Annotated in this window: 12 protein-coding genes and 1 pseudogene; 10 read left to right on the top strand and 3 right to left on the bottom strand. The window is 72.5% G+C overall.

Features of this window, described 5'->3' with window-relative positions:
- The 5 genes and pseudogenes from EWH70_RS18200 to purH form a co-directional block, all read left to right on the top strand.
- Positions 1 to 159: pseudogene (locus EWH70_RS18200) on the top strand (succinate--CoA ligase subunit alpha); the annotation flags it as partial.
- 164 nt (positions 160 to 323) lie between these two features.
- Positions 324 to 1133, top strand: a complete 810-nt coding sequence (locus EWH70_RS18195) for a DUF5336 domain-containing protein (RefSeq protein WP_130476597.1) — start codon at positions 324 to 326, stop codon at positions 1131 to 1133.
- A gap of 94 nt (positions 1134 to 1227) precedes the next feature.
- Positions 1228 to 2664, top strand: coding sequence for a cell division protein PerM (locus EWH70_RS18190; protein WP_165436313.1), 1437 nt, complete (start codon positions 1228 to 1230; stop codon positions 2662 to 2664).
- 76 nt (positions 2665 to 2740) lie between these two features.
- Positions 2741 to 3358, top strand: coding sequence for a phosphoribosylglycinamide formyltransferase (purN, locus tag EWH70_RS18185; RefSeq protein ID WP_130476648.1), 618 nt, complete (start codon positions 2741 to 2743; stop codon positions 3356 to 3358).
- Complete coding sequence (gene purH / locus EWH70_RS18180; protein WP_130476595.1) at positions 3355 to 4917, top strand: bifunctional phosphoribosylaminoimidazolecarboxamide formyltransferase/IMP cyclohydrolase; 1563 nt, start codon at positions 3355 to 3357, stop codon at positions 4915 to 4917. The genes purN and purH overlap by 4 nt, the downstream gene beginning before the upstream one ends.
- A 57-nt stretch (positions 4918 to 4974) precedes the next feature.
- On the opposite strand, the gene EWH70_RS18175 is transcribed toward purH, so the two are convergent.
- On the bottom strand, positions 4975 to 5631 hold the full coding sequence (locus EWH70_RS18175) for a hypothetical protein (protein ID WP_130476594.1): 657 nt from the start codon (positions 5629 to 5631) through the stop codon (positions 4975 to 4977).
- 88 nt (positions 5632 to 5719) lie between these two features.
- The gene (locus tag EWH70_RS18170; protein ID WP_130476593.1) at positions 5720 to 6373 is read right to left on the bottom strand and encodes a hypothetical protein; all 654 of its coding nucleotides are present in this window, start codon (positions 6371 to 6373) and stop codon (positions 5720 to 5722) included.
- Between the two features lie 183 nt (positions 6374 to 6556).
- Between EWH70_RS18170 and EWH70_RS18165 the strand changes: the two genes are divergently transcribed.
- The 5 genes from EWH70_RS18165 to EWH70_RS18150 all read left to right on the top strand — a co-directional run bounded on the left by EWH70_RS18165 (position 6557) and on the right by EWH70_RS18150 (position 13842).
- Positions 6557 to 7723, top strand: coding sequence for an alpha/beta hydrolase (locus EWH70_RS18165; protein WP_205669155.1), 1167 nt, complete (start codon positions 6557 to 6559; stop codon positions 7721 to 7723).
- Positions 7724 to 7892: 169 nt separating this feature from the next.
- Complete coding sequence (locus tag EWH70_RS18160; RefSeq protein ID WP_240687044.1) at positions 7893 to 8633, top strand: hypothetical protein; 741 nt, start codon at positions 7893 to 7895, stop codon at positions 8631 to 8633.
- Between the two features lie 35 nt (positions 8634 to 8668).
- Positions 8669 to 10297: a DNA polymerase Y family protein gene (locus tag EWH70_RS18155; protein ID WP_420809075.1), complete on the top strand. Its 1629-nt coding sequence runs from the start codon at positions 8669 to 8671 to the stop codon at positions 10295 to 10297.
- The gene (locus EWH70_RS35500; protein ID WP_165436312.1) at positions 10297 to 10455 is read left to right on the top strand and encodes a carboxypeptidase M32; all 159 of its coding nucleotides are present in this window, start codon (positions 10297 to 10299) and stop codon (positions 10453 to 10455) included. The genes EWH70_RS18155 and EWH70_RS35500 overlap by 1 nt, the downstream gene beginning before the upstream one ends.
- Before the next feature lie 12 nt (positions 10456 to 10467).
- Positions 10468 to 13842 (top strand): error-prone DNA polymerase, encoded by a 3375-nt coding sequence (locus EWH70_RS18150; protein ID WP_130476590.1) that lies wholly within the window; start codon positions 10468 to 10470, stop codon positions 13840 to 13842.
- On the opposite strand, the gene EWH70_RS18145 is transcribed toward EWH70_RS18150, so the two are convergent.
- Positions 13772 to 14791, bottom strand: a complete 1020-nt coding sequence (locus tag EWH70_RS18145) for a helix-turn-helix transcriptional regulator (RefSeq protein WP_130476589.1) — start codon at positions 14789 to 14791, stop codon at positions 13772 to 13774. The genes EWH70_RS18150 and EWH70_RS18145 overlap by 71 nt on opposite strands.
- Positions 14792 to 14795: the final 4 nt, after the last annotated feature.

The raw sequence follows: 14795 nt of genomic DNA, 5'->3' as shown, positions 1-14795 counted from the left end.
GAGGGCAAGACGATGGGTCACGCGGGTGCGATCGTGTCCGGTTCCTCGGGCACCGCGGCCGCGAAGAAGGAAGCCCTCGAGGCGGCCGGGGTGAAGGTCGGCAAGACCCCCACCGAGACCGCCGAGCTGGCCCGCGAGCTGTACAACAGCCTGCACTGAGTTCCAGTGGTGGAGGGGCCGGCGCCGGGGACGGTGTCCGGCCCCTCTTTCTTTGCCGAACACGCAACCGATCACGGATACGGAACGTCGGAACCGAGCGAGGCGGCGCTTTGCGCTAACGTTCTGGCGCCTCCGGAGTGCCGGTCGAACCAAGGAGAGTCCCGATGAGCTTCCCCAGCAGTGGGCCCGGTTACCCCCAGCAGGGTGGCGGGCAACCGAACCCGCAGGCGCCGGGCACCGGGGGTTTCCCGCAGGCGCCGCACCAGCAGCCCGTGCAGGGCGGCGGTCCGCAGCTGACCCCGCAGAACCTGTCGCTGTTCCTGGCGCTCGCCGTCGCGGTGCTCGGCCTGGTCAACTACTTCATCAGCTTCTCCAGCGAGGCGGGCGACGGCGACTGGGCTGTGCGGTTCCTGCTGATCGGGGGTCTGGTGTCGGCGCTGCGGGCACTGCCGAACGGCCCGAAGGCGCTGCCGTTCGGCACGCTGCTGAGCGTGGCGGGCGGCCTGTTCGCGATTCACGCCGTCGTGCGGGTGCCCGAGGGCTCCGAGACTCCCGGCATCCTCACCGTGCTGATGATCCTGGGCATCCTGCAGCTGCTGGTGGCGGTGGCCGCGGTGCTGTTCGAGCACGACGTGATCAGCATGCCCGCGCCCAAACCGCAGCAGCCGCAGTACGCCCAGCCGCAGTACGGCCAGCCGGGCGGTCAGGGGCAGCAGCCGCAGCAGGGTGGTCAGCCGCCGCTGCACCAGCCGACCTCGCAGTACGCGCCGCAGCCCCCGCAGGGGCCGACCGAGTCCGGGCCGTTCTCCCAGCCGACGCAGTACTCCTCGCCGGTCACGCCGCCCTCGGCTCCGCCGAGCGGGCCGCCCGCGCCGCAGGCCACCCAGTACGCACCGCAGCAGGGCCAGTTCTACTCCCAGCCGGAGCCGGGCCAGGGCCCGGGGACGCCACCGGGCGGCACGGAGAAGCCCTGACGCTTTCCCCTGTCCGGGTGGCTGTGGCATGAGCCATCGTTGATCAGCGGCGAGCCTCACCCGGTCGGCCCAGTCGGAATGCGATGGTCGGGGCATGCAGGTGCTCACCACTCCGACTCCCGCCGAGGGCGAAGAGCGGTCGAGCGACCCCGAAACGGGTGAGACACCACCCGAACTGAGCACCGTAGGCCGGTTCCGGGTATTGGCCGGTGCGGCTGTGTGGCCGCTGCTGGCCGGATACGTGCTGGTCGCCGGACTGCTGGCACTGGTGACCGGTGTCGCCGCGCAGGCGCGGTTCTCGCTCGTCACCGTCGTCTACGCGGCGGCGCCCGGCTGGCTGGCGGCACACCAGGTCCCGGTCTACGTCAACGGTGAGCCGCTCGGCGTGCTGCCGCTCGTGCCGACGATCGGGCTGTGCCTGCTGGTGGCCAGGGCCGCTGCCGGCGCCGCCCGCCGGCTCGGCTACCGGGAGCCGGCGCAGGCGGTTCCGCTGATCGGCATCCTCACCGTCGCCCACGCCACGCTGGGCACGACGATCGCCATCCTGTCGGCGGGCAGTCCGGTGACGGTGGAACCACTGGACGCCTTCCTGGTGCCGGCGTTGCTCGCCGCGGTGTCGGCGACGGCCGGGGTCTCCGGCCGGTGCGGGTTGCTCGGCACGGTGCGCCGCTACCTGGACCCGGTCGCCATGCGCGGGCTGCGGACCGGGGCCATGGGCCTGGCCGCGCTGCTGGGCGTCGGTGGCCTGGTGTACCTGCTCGCACTGGCCCTGTCGGTGCCGACCTCGCTGGAGCTGTACCGGACCGGGGCGCCCGACGTCGGCAGCGCCGTGGGCATGTTCCTGCTGTCGGCCGGCTACCTGCCCAACGCCATGGTCGCCGGGCTGTCGTTCGCCGCCGGGCCGGGCTTGTCGCTGGGCGCGGTGGACATCGGGATGTTCGGCTTCTCCGGCGGTGAGGTGCCGTCGCTGCCGCTGCTCGCCGTCCTGCCCGAGCAGCCCGCGCAGTGGTGGCCCGTGTTGCTCCTGCTGCCCGCTGGCGTCGGCGTCCTGGTCGGCTGGCAGCTGCGGCGGGTGAGCCCGGACCCGTTGCTGCGGCTGCGGGCGGTCGGTGTCGCCGGAGCGCTGACCGCGTTCGGCTGCGTCGTGCTCGGCACCGTCGCGGGCGGCAGGCTGGGCAGCGGGCTGTTCGACCCGGTCGAGATCCCGGTGGCGGCGCTGTCGGTCTCGGTGTTCTGCTGGGTGGTGCTGCCCGCGGCACTGGTGGTGTGGGTGGTCGGCGGTACGCCTGAGCCGGAGGCGCCGGTCGCGGTCGACGACACCCCCACCGAGCAGATCGACGCCGTCCCCGCGGAGCCGGAGGAGGTCCCCGAGGCCGAGCCCGGCGAGGCCGCCGCCGAGGAGGAGCCCGGGGAGACCCCGGACCCCGAAGAAGCCGAGGAAACCGAGGAAACGGTGGTCGCGGAGGACGCTCCCGAGGAGCCCCCGGCCGAGGAGCCCGAGGAAGACCCGGAGCAGCCACCGGCCTCGTGAGGGAGACGGCCGCCACACGGTTAGGCTGGCTCCCGCCAGGCACGACGCGCCGAGGAGACCCTTGACCACCAGTCGGATCACACTGCCCACTCCGGCCAGGGTGGTGGTGCTCGCCTCGGGATCGGGCACCCTGCTGCAGGCCCTGCTGGACGCGACCGCGGGCGACGGTTTCCCGGCCTCGGTCGTGGCCGTCGGCACCGACCGCGCCGGCGTGGCCGCGCTGGACCGGGCCGAGCAGGCAGGCATCCCGTCGTTCACCGTCCGGATCGGTGACCATCCCGGCCGTCCGGAGTGGAACACCGCGCTGGCCGACGCCGTCGCCGCCCACCGGCCGGATCTGGTGGTGTCGGCGGGTTTCATGAAGATCCTCGGCCAGCCGTTCCTCGACCGCTTCCCGAACCGGGTGATCAACACCCATCCCGCGCTGCTGCCGTCGTTCGCCGGCGCGCACGCGGTGCCGGAGACGCTGGCGGCCGGGGTGAAGGTGACCGGGTCGACCGTCCATTTCGTGGACGCGGGCGTCGACACCGGGCCGATCATCGCGCAGGAGCCGGTGCCGGTGGAGCCGGACGACGACGAGGCGAGCCTGCACGAGCGGATCAAGGCCGTGGAACGCAGGCTGCTGGTGGACGTGGTGGAGCGGCTGGTCCGGGCCGGCTGCACGGTGGACGGACGAAAGGTGAGGTTCAGGTGACCAGCGCAACGGGGCAGCGGCCCGTCCGGCGAGCTCTGATCGGTGTCTCGGACAAGACCGGGTTGCTGGAGCTAGCGACCGGCCTGCACGCCGCGGGGGTGGAGATCGTGTCCACCGGCGGCACGGCGAGGGTCATCGCCGACGCGGGTGTCCCGGTCACACCGGTCGAGGAGGTCACCGGGTTCCCCGAGTCGCTGGACGGCCGGGTGAAGACGCTGCACCCCAGGGTGCACGCCGGCCTGCTGGCCGACCGTGACCGCGCCGAGCACGTCGAGCAGCTGCGGCAGCTGGACATCGCGCCGTTCGACCTGCTGGTGGTCAACCTCTACCCGTTCACGCAGACGGTCGCCTCCGGCGCGAGCGCCGACGACTGCGTGGAGAACATCGACATCGGCGGCCCCGCGATGGTGCGGGCGGCCGCCAAGAACCACGGCAGCGTCGCCGTCGTCGTGGACCCGGCGCGCTACGACTGGGTTCTCGAGCGGGTCCGGGAGGGCGGTTTCGAGCTGGACGACCGCAGGCGACTGGCCGCGCAAGCGTTTGCGCACACGGCGGCCTACGACACGGCCGTCGCGTCCTGGTTCGCCAACGTCTACGCGCCCGCCGACGACTCCGGCTTCCCCGACTTCCTCGGCGCCACCTGGGACCGCGGCGAGGTGCTGCGCTACGGCGAGAATCCGCACCAGCGGGCCGCCGTCTACCGGCACTGGCGCGGCGGGCTGGCCCACGCCGAGCAGTTGCACGGCAAGGCGATGTCGTACAACAACTACGTCGACACCGACGCCGCCCGGCGCGCGGCCTACGACTTCGACGCCCCCGCGGTGGCGATCATCAAGCACGCCAACCCGTGCGGCATCGCGATCGGCGACGACGTGGCGCAGGCCCACCGCAAGGCGCACGCCTGTGACCCGGTGTCGGCCTACGGCGGGGTGATCGCCTGCAACCGGCCGGTCAGCGTGGCGCTGGCCGAGCAGATCGCCGAGGTGTTCACCGAGGTCGTGCTGGCGCCGGACTTCGAGGACGGCGCGCTCGAGGTGCTGACCAAGAAGAAGAACATCCGCCTGCTGCGGCTGCCGGAGACGGCGAACCCGGACCCGGTCGAGTTCCGGCCGATCTCCGGCGGGGTGCTGGTGCAGACGGTCGACGCCGTCGACGCGCCCGGCGACGACCCGGCGAACTGGACGCTGGCGACCGGTGAGCCCGCCGACGCCGAGACCCTGGCCGACCTGGAGTTCGCCTGGCGGGCGGTGCGGTCGGTGAAGTCCAACGCGATCCTGCTCGCCGCGGGCACGGCGACCGTCGGCGTCGGCATGGGCCAGGTGAACCGGGTCGACTCGGCGCGCCTCGCGGTGCGCAGGGCAGGCGATCGGGCCGGTGGTTCGGTGGCCGCGTCCGACGCGTTCTTCCCGTTCCCCGACGGCCTGGAGGTGCTGGCCGAGGCCGGTGTGCGCGCGGTGGTGCAGCCGGGTGGTTCGGTCAGGGACGCCGACGTGATCGCCGCGGCGGAGGCCGCCGGCATGACCGTCTATCTCACCGGGACCCGGCACTTCGCGCACTAGGAGTGTGCTGAACAACCCGGCCCGTCGCGCAGCAGGGCGGGGTTGTTCAGCACACTCCTAGGAATGCGCGAGCACCTCGTTGCCGACATCGGTGACGGCTTCGATGAGAACGTCGTCCGGGATGGGCACGTTGTCGAGGAAACCGACGTCCCAGCCGCTGTACTGGACCAGGTAGAACGTGTCGCGGTCGATGATCTGCAGGTGTGCCTCGCGGATCGTGCCGCCCATGTCCTGCACGCTGAGGCACGCGCGTTCGCCGAGGGCGGGCTGGGGCTTCGGGACGCCACCGCAGCGTAGTTCGGCCTGCCGTTCCGGCGTGATCTTCCGGATGACGACCACCAGGTCCCTGCTGCCGTCGCCGTCCCTGCCCCGGGTCTGCCCCCAGGCGCACTGGGTGTGCGTCGAGTCCTCAGAGCTGGCACGTGGTGTGGGGTTGGTGGTGCGCATCCGGGCGAGAGTGCCGTCGCTGACCGCGGAGCACGCGGCGCCCAGCCGGGCGCCGGTCGGCGGCTCGCCGCCCGGTTCGTGCGCCTGCTGGTAGAGGACGAAGACGGTGACGCCCCCGCCGAGCAGGAGCAGGAGGGGGACGGTGACCAGGGTGACGACCAGCCAGACCCGGCTCCCGCGACGGGGTGGCGGCCCCGGCATGGGCGCGGGCCAGCCGCGGTGGGGTCTCTGCTGAACAGGCGGGCCCTGCCACCCAGGCGTACTCACGATGCCACCTCCGAACGTACGTGTTCACTCTAGTACACGTACGCTCGGCCGGATGCGGCTTTAGCCCGCTAAAGCCGCATCCGGGGGCTCACTGCCCGCGGGCGCCGGTGACCTCCTTGCCGACCTCGGTGACCGCGTTGACCAGCTCGGTCTCCGGCATCGGCACGTTGTCGAGGAAGCCGACGTCCCAGCCCTTGTACTGGACGAGGTAGTGCTTGCCGCCCTGCAGGAACTGCAGCTGTACCTCGCGGATGACGTCGCCCTCGTAGACCTTCAGCCCGAGACAGGTCTGGGTGCCGATCTGCGGTGGCTGCAGCGCCTCGCCGTCGCACTCGGGCTGCCGCTCACGGCCGTCGGTGACCTGGAAGGTCAGTTCGCGGTGCCCCTCGCCGTCGCGGCCCTGCGTCTGCTCCCAGACGCACGAGGTGTGCTCCGGCCGCTCGGAGCTCAGTCCCGGATAGGGATTGGTGGTGCGCAGCCTGGCCAGCGTCTGCTCGCTCACCGCCGCGCAGGCCTTGCCGAGCTGGGCGTTCGACGGCGGCGACCCGCCGTCCTCGTGGGCGTCCTGGTAGAGCAGGAACAGCGTCAGGCCCCCGCCGAGCAGGAGTAGCACCGGAATGGCGACGAGGGTGATGATCAGCCCGGTCCGCTTCTTCTTCGGCGGCGGCTGCCCCCAGCCTGGCTGGGGTTGCTGGTACCCGTACTGCGGTTGCTGGGGGCCGGGCCAGCCGGGTGCGCCCATGGATTCCGATCCTTTCGCCGACCGCGCCGCATCTTGCCCCATCGTGCCGCACGAGCGGTGACGTGTCCCCGTGTTCGGACCGGCCGCACTGCCGCGTTACTCCGTCCGGTCGACATGGTGACCGGCGAGGTCGACTGACGGTAGAACGGAAGAAAGCTGATCTTTCTTCGTCTGGGGGTACCGGTGGGTGTCGGGCAGCGGATCGCGGCCATGCCTGGGGTGGGTTCGGTACGCAGGCCGGCCGGCGGCGCCGAGTTCGACCTCCACTACGTCCGGACCGGGCCGGCGGGGGACTGCCCGCTGGTGGTTCTGCCCGGCGGGCCCGGGCTGGCGTCGATCCTGCCGTACCGGCGGCTACGGATCGAGGCGACGGAGCGTGAGCTGGACGTCGTGATGATCGAACACCGTGGTGTGGGTCTTTCACGTATCGGGTGCGATGGTGCGGATCTGCCGGTGTCGGCGCTCACCGTCGGTGAGGTGGTCGACGACATCGCCGTCGTTCTGGACGCCTGCGGAGCCGAGCGGGCGGTGTTGTACGGCTCGTCCTACGGCAGCTACCTCGCCCAGGCGTTCGGCGCGCGTCATCCCGGCCGGGTCGCCGGGATGGTGCTCGACTCGCCGATGCTCACCGCCGAGGACGACGACCTGGCGCGGACCGCGCTGCGCAGCCTGTACCTGGGCGTGGTGCGCGAACTGGTCGACGGCGGGCTGATCCCGGCCGACGAGAGCGGCGCGGTCGTGCAGGTGGCGCACGAGTTCGGCGGACCGGTCGCGGCCCGCAGGCTGCCCCGGCTGGTCGCGGGCGGGCGGGGGCGCGGGCTGTGGACCTGGCTGGCCGGGCTCGGTGAGGCGGAGACCGCCAGGGTCGTCCGGTACGTGATGGAGTTCGACCTGGTCGGCGCGATCGCGTTCGGCGAGCTGGGCTACGCCCCGCAGCCGGACGGCTTGCCACTCGACGTCAACCTGTCCTTCGCCCGGCAGGCAGGGGACTTTCCGGCCTTCGCGGGCGAGCCGTTCGATCTGCCCGCCGAGCTGCCGCGGTTCGGCTGGCCGGTGGCGGTGCTCTCGGGCGAATGGGACATTCGCACGCCGAGGGCGGTCGCCGAGCGGATCGTCGAGCTGGCGCCCGACGCGGTGCTGGTGCCGCTCGCGGAGACCGGGCACAGCGCGCTGGATACCCACCGGCTGGCCGCGCTGACCGCGGCGAGAATCGTTGTGGCGGGGGCACATCACCGGCTGCCCGGGCTGGCCGATCGGCTCGCGGCGCTGCCCCGGCGGGGCGGCGCGCGGCTGCTCGGACCGCTGCTGTGGGCGCGATTGGCGCTGGCCGCGGCGTTGCCGTCGAGGTAGTGGGACCACTCACTCGGGTGAGTTCCGCCGGGCTTCTTGACAGTGGTTCAGCGGCGGGTGTGTACTCCTGACATCGAACACGTGTTCGATGCACCGCCTTCCCCGTGGTGCCGAGTGGTGACCCGCACCCGGGTCACCAGCGTACCCGCGTGGGGAGGTGGCGACTGTCGTGACGAGTGGGCTGGTGGACTCTCCGCCCGCCGCGGTACCCCGGGCTACCGCCCTGGCGGCGCTGACCTCGCTGCCCGGCGTGAACACGGCGAGCGGGGTGGCGTCCGCCGCCGCGCACGCGGCCACCACCGGGCGGGTCCTGCCGGTACTGCCCGAGCTGGCGGAACTGCTGCCCGCTCGCGGGCTGCGGCGGGGAAGCACGGTGGCGGTGCGGAACTCGACCTCGCTGCTGCTGGCGTTGCTGGCCGCGGCCACATCCTCGGGTTCCTGGGTGGCCGTGGTCGGGATGCCCGACCTCGGCGTGGCGGCCGCCCGGGAACTCGGGGTCGAACTGGCCAGGCTGGCGCTGGTGCCCGATCCGGGTGCCGACGTCGCCGCCGTGACGGCGGCGTTGCTGGACGGGATGGACGTGGTCGTGGTGGGCGCCGCGGCCCAGCCCGCCGGCGGTGTGCACCCGCGGGTCGCCCACCGGTTGTCGGCACGGGCCCGTAACCGGGAGGCGGTGCTGCTGGCGCACGGGCCGTGGCCGGGTGCGGAGGTCGAGTTGAGCTGCCGGACGCGGTCCTGGTCCGGTGCCGGAGCCGGCGACGGCCACCTGCGGGGCAGGCAGGTGGAGGTGCGTACTCGGGGGCGTGGTGCGGCTGCCCGGCCGGGTGGTGGCGGGCTGCTGTTGCCGGGGCCCGGTGGTGCGGTGGCACCCGGTGACGTACCCGTCGCCGCGGTGCGCGAGGTGGGCTGAGGGGAGGTGTTTTGTCCACAGTAGACACAGTGAATGTGGTGGAACCGGTTCGCACGCTGGTGTTGTGGTGCCCGGACTGGCCGGTGGTGGCGGCCTGTGCGGCGGATCAGGTGCCGGCACACCGTCCCGCGGCGGTGTTCGCCGCCAACCGGGTGGTGGCCACCTCGGCGGTGGCGCGGGCATCGGGCGTGCGCAGGGGACAGCGGCGCAGGGAGGCGCAGTCGCGGTGCCCGGAGCTGGTGGTGTTGCCCGCGGACCCGGACCGGGACGCCCGGTTCTTCGAGCGGGTGGCCGCGGCGGTGGAGGAACTGGTCGTCGGAGTGGAGGTGGTACGTCCCGGGGTGGTGGCGGTGCCGGTGTCCGGTGCTGCCGGCTACTTCGGTGGTGAGGAGCCGCTCATCGAGATGCTGGTGGATCACGTCTCCGGAGTTGCGGGGGTGGAGTGCCAGGTCGGTGTGGCTGACGGGGTGTTCGCCGCCGTGCTCGCGGCGCACCGGGCGGTACGGGTGCCGCCGGGCGCGACCGCGGCCTTCCTCGCGCCGCTGGACGTCCGGGAGCTCGATCAGCCCGGCGCGGACCGGGGTGAGCTGGTCGACCTGCTGCGCCGGCTGGGGATCCGCACCCTCGGTGCCTTCGCCGAGCTGACCGAGCGGGACGTGGCGTCCCGGTTCTCCGCCGACGGGCTGCGGGCGCACCGGCTCGCCCGGGGCCGGTTCGACCGGCCGCCGCACCGGCGCAGGCCGCCACCGGAGCTGTCGCTGAGAACGGAGTTCGACCCTCCGCTGGAACGGGTGGACGCCGCCGCGTTCGCGGCCAGGTCGCTGGCCGGCCGGTTCCACGCCGGGCTGGCCGAGCACGGGCTGGCCTGTACCCGGCTGGGTATCTACGCCGGTACCGAGCGGGGTGAGGAGTTCGCCAGGGTCTGGCGCTGCGCGGAGCCCCTTGACGCGCAGGGCGTGGAGAACCGGGTTCGGTGGCAGTTCGAGGGCTGGCTGCGGGCGGCCGAGCCGGGGGCCCGTCCCACCGGCGGCGTCACCTGGCTGCGGCTGGTGCCGGACGAGACGGTCGAGGGCAGGCACCTGCAGACCGGGCTGTGGCACGGCGCCGGGGCGACGGCCGACGAGGAACGGGACGGCAGGGCGGCGCGGGCCATGGTGCACGTCCAGGGCCTGCTCGGCCCGGAACGGGTCGTGACCGCGCGGCTTGACGGCGGGCGGGGGCCCGCCGAGCGGGTCCGGCTGGTGCCGTGGGGTGAACGCCACCAGGCCGACACCCCCGCCAACCCGCTGGACCGGACGGACCCGGCCTGGCCGGGGCGGCTGCCGGCGCCCTCGCCGGCGACGGTGTACCGGCGGCCGGTGCCGGTCGGCCTCCGCGGCGAGTCCGGTGCGGAGGTGGTGTTGCTCGGCCGTCGCGAGCTCAGCGAGCCGCCCCGGGCGGTGGTGCTGAGCGGGCAGCCGCGGGCGGTGCGGCGCTGGGCGGGGCCCTGGCCCGACAAGCTGGTGCGGTCGACCTGGCAGCCCGACCGCGTCTGGATGCAGCTGGTCCTCGAAGGGAGCGGGGACGAGCCGGAGGTCGCGCTGCTGATGGCGGCCGACCTGCGAACCGAGGCTCCGCAGTGTCCGCAGTGTCCTCAATGGACGATCGAAGGGATGTACGACTAGTGGGCGACCAGGAATTCCTGCGCAGTGTGTCGGCCTGGCTCGACGAGCTGGAGCCGGGAAAGCGTGGTGCCGATCTCGACGAGTTCGACGACGTGGAGGAGGAGCTGCTCGCGTTGATCCCGGCCCCGAGGGTGTCGGCGGAGAACCTGCCCTGGTGAGTGCGTGACGTCATGGGATGGAACAACCCACCGGTCACCTGGGAGACGCTGAACCGGTCCCTTTCCGGGGAACCGGCCGAGATCCCGGAGCGGGAACGCGACGGCGGCGACAGTCCGGCGTGGGGCAGGCGGCGCGAGCACTACAGCCGCCCCGCCGACCTGTCCTCGACGCGCCGGAAGGAACGGGAGGAGGCCGGGTCGGGGACCCGGGTGCCCTACGCCGAGCTGCACTGCCACTCCAACTTCAGCTTCCTCGACGGTGCGAGCCACCCCGAGCAGCTGGTGGAGGAGGCCGCGCGGCTGGAGCTGGACGCGCTCGCGATCACCGACCACGACGGCCTGTACGGCGTCGTGCGGTTCGCCGAGGCGGCGCGCGAACTCGGGATCAGCACCGTGTACGGCACCGAGCTGAGCCTCGGGCTGTCCGGTCCGCAGAACGGTGTCGCCGACCCGGAGGGTGAGCACCTGCTGTTGCTGGCCAAGGAGAAGCCGGGCTACACCGCGCTGAGCCGGGCGATCACCATGGGACAGCTGCGTGGCTACGACGACGCCGACGGAAGGCTGTCCCGCGCCGAGCGGGCGGAGAAGGGCAGGCCGATCTACGACCTGCACACCGTGGCGAACGAGGTCGCCGGCGAGTGCGCCGTGCTCACCGGCTGCCGCAAGGGCGCGGTCCGCAGCGCGCTGGTCACGGCGGGCCCGGACGCGGCAAGGCAGCGGCTGCGGGAGCTGGTCGACCTGTTCGGCCGCAACGACGTCTACGTCGAGCTGATCGATCACGGCCAGCCGCTGGACAGCACCCACAACGACCAGCTGGCCGTGCTCGCCGAGGAGCTGGGCCTGCCCACGGTGGCCACCAACGCCGTGCACTACGCGATTCCCGAGCACAGCAGGGTCGCCGACGCGGTCGCGGCGATCCGCGCCCGGCGCGGGCTGGACGAGATGGAGGGCTGGCTCCCGCCCAGCGGTGAGGCCTACCTGCGCTCCGGTGAGGAGATGGCGAGGCTGTTCGCCCGCTATCCCGGCGCGGTCCAGCGAGCCGCCCTGCTCGGCAGGCGGTGTGCCTTCGACCTGCAGCACATCAGGCCCGAGCTGCCGCCGTTCGACGTGCCCGAGGGCCACACCGAAGCCAGTTACCTGCGCAAGCTCGCCTACGACGGCGCGGCGCGGCACTACGGCAGCCGAGCCGTGAACTCCAGGCCGTACGCCCAGATCGAGCACGAGCTGAAGATCATCGAGGATCTCCGTTTCCCCGGTTACTTCCTGATCGTCTGGGACATCGTCGACTTCTGCGTCCGCAACGACATCCTGTGCCAGGGCAGGGGATCGGCCGCCAACTCGGCGGTCTGCTTCGCGCTGGGCATCACGAAGGTCGACCCGATGGAATGGAACCTGCTCTTCGAGCGGTTCCTCGCCCCCGACCGCGACGGCTACCCGGACATCGACCTGGACATCGAGTCCGACCGGCGGGAGGAGGTCATCCAGTACGTCTACCGCCGCTACGGCCGGTTGCGCACCGCCCAGGTGGCCAACGTCATCACCTACCGCTCCCGGTCCGCCGTGCGGGACGCCGCCCGCGCACTCGGCCACTCGCCGGGGCAGCAGGACGCGTGGAGCAAGCAGATCGACCGCTGGGGCATGCTGCGCGACACCCAGGGCGACGTCGACCACGACATCCCCGCCGACGTCGTCGAGCTGGCCGGCGCGCTGGAGGGCTTCCCTCGCCACCTCGGCATCCACTCCGGCGGGATGGTGATCTGCAAGCAACCGGTGAGCGAGATCTGCCCGATCGAGTGGGCGCGGATGGCCGACCGCAGCGTCCTGCAGTGGGAGAAGGACGACTGCGCGGCGGCCGGATTGGTCAAGTTCGACCTGCTCGGCCTCGGCATGCTGTCGGCCCTGCACTACATGGTCGACCTGGTGCGCGACCACGAGGGCGTCGAGGTCGACCTGGCGCATCTGCCCCTCGCCGACGAGAAGGTCTACGACATGCTCTGCCGCGCCGACGCCATCGGCGTGTTCCAGGTGGAGAGCCGGGCCCAGCTGGCGACCCTGCCCCGGTTGCGGCCGAGGGAGTTCTACGACCTCGCCGTCGAGGTGGCGCTGATCCGGCCAGGGCCCATCCAGGGCGGTTCGGTGCATCCCTACATCCGGCGCTCCACCGGCAAGGAGAAGTGGGAGCTGGAACATCCGCTGCTGTACAAGGCACTGCACAAAACCTGCGGCGTACCGCTGTTCCAGGAACAGATGATGCAGATCGCGCTGGACGTCGCCAACTTCACCGCCGCGGAGGCCGACCAGCTCCGGCACGCGATGGGTTCCAAGCGGTCGAAGCGGAAGATGGAACGGCTGCGGCAGCGGTTCTACGACGGCGCCGCCGCCAACGACGTCCCACGGGCGCTGGCCGAGAAGATCTTCGCCAAGATGCAGGCCTTCGCCAACTTCGGCTTCCCGGAGAGCCACGCGCTCAGCTTCGCCCACCTGGTGTTCGCCAGTGCCTTCTTCAAGCTCTACTACCCGGCCGCCTTCTGTGCGGCGCTGCTGCGGGCTCAGCCGATGGGGTTCTACTCGCCGCAGTCCCTGGTCGCCGACGCCCGGCGGCACGGTGTGGTGGTGCGCGGGCCGGACGTCAACGCCAGCCTGTCCCACGCCACCCTCGAACCGGTCGGGGAGGGTGAGCCGGGCAACGCGGTGCGCATCGGCCTGGGGGTGGTGCGCAACATCGGCGACACGCTGGCCACGCAGCTGGTCGAGGAGCGGGAGCGGGGCGGACCGTTCCACGACATGGCCGACGTCGCGAGACGGGTCCGGCTGACCACCCCGCAGGTGGAGGCGCTGGCGACGGCGGGTGCGTTCGGCTGTTTCGTGCCCGACCGCAGGCAGGCGCTGTGGTCGGCGGGTGCCGTGGCGCAGGAACGCCCGGAGAAGCTGCCGGGTACCGGGGTGGGCACGACCGCGCCGATGCTGCCCGGCATGGACGGGATCGATCTCGCCGTCGCCGACGTGTGGGCGACCGGCCTGTCCCCGGACAGCTTCCCCACGCAGTTCGTCCGGACGAAGCTCGACGAACTGGGCGTGGTCACCGCCGCGGCGCTGCAGGAGGTGCCGGGTGGTACCCGCGTGCTGGTCGGCGGCGCGGTGACCCACCGCCAGCGGCCAGGTACCGCGGGCGGCATCACGTTCATCAACCTCGAGGACGAGACGGGCATGGTGAACGTGGTGTGCTCGGCCGGGCTGTGGCGCCGCTACCACCGGGTGGCCAGGGCCAGCCCGGCGTTGCTGGTCCGCGGCGTGGTCGAGCGGGCCGACGGCGTGGTCAACGTTCTCGCCGACCAGATGCAGCGTCTGGACATGCGGGTGCCGAGCAGGTCGAGGGACTTTCAGTGAACGCGGCCAGCCGGCCGGCCAGTGCCCGCACCAGGTCGCGGAGGGCGTCGGGGCGCTCGATGACGAACGGCCGGTCGAGGGCGGCGAGCAGTGGCGGTATCCAGTCGAGTCGCTGAGCCCGGATCCGGGCCCTGACCCAGCCGGCGTCGGGGATCGCCTCCAGCGCGGCGATGGCCGGCGGGAAGACGGAACGGATCTGCTCGGGCGCCGACCGGATCCGCACGGACACCTCGTGCTGGTACGGCGTCTCGGCGATGGCGGTCAGCACCTGCTGGGCCGGGTCGAAACCGGCTGGTGTGTCGAACGTTCCGGCGAGCATCTCGACGCCGGTGATCCTGTCGGCGCGGAACGTGCGCACCTGCCCGCTGGCGGAGTCGAGGCCGCTCAGGTACCACCGTCCGTTGTGTGCCACGACCCCGTACGGGTGCACGACACGTTCACTGGCACCGCCGTGGGCAGCCGTGTAGGCGAGTTCGATCGGGCGTCGTTCCCGCGCCGCCTCCGCGACAGTGAGCAGCACCCTGGCCTCGGCGGTGAGTGCCGATCGCGCGGGGGTGGTGAAGTCGGCGATCTCCAGCAGCGCGTCGAGCCGGCGGCCGAGGGCTTCCGGCAGTACTCGCCGGACCTTCGCGGCCGCGCTCTCCGCTGCCGCGGCCGAGGTGGTGACCAGTCCGGCTCGCCGGCCCGCGACCAGGCCGAGCAGGACGGCGAGCGCCTCCTCGTCGGTGAGCATCAGCGGGGGCATCCGGTAGCCGGGGGCCAGGCGGTACCCGCCGTGTCGTCCGCGCACCGACCGGACCGGGATGTCCAGGTCCAGCAGGTGGTCCACATAGCGCCGGACGGTGCGTTCATCCACGCCGAGCCGCTCGGCGAGCTCGGCGACGGTCCGGGTACCTCCGCTCTGGAGGATCTCCAGCAAGGCCAGGACACGGGCGATCGGCCGGGTCACGAGA

Source organism: Amycolatopsis suaedae (assembly GCF_004214935.1).
Classification (GTDB): Bacteria; Actinomycetota; Actinomycetes; order Mycobacteriales; family Pseudonocardiaceae; genus Amycolatopsis; species Amycolatopsis suaedae.
This window is presented reverse-complemented; position numbering and strand designations above follow the sequence as displayed.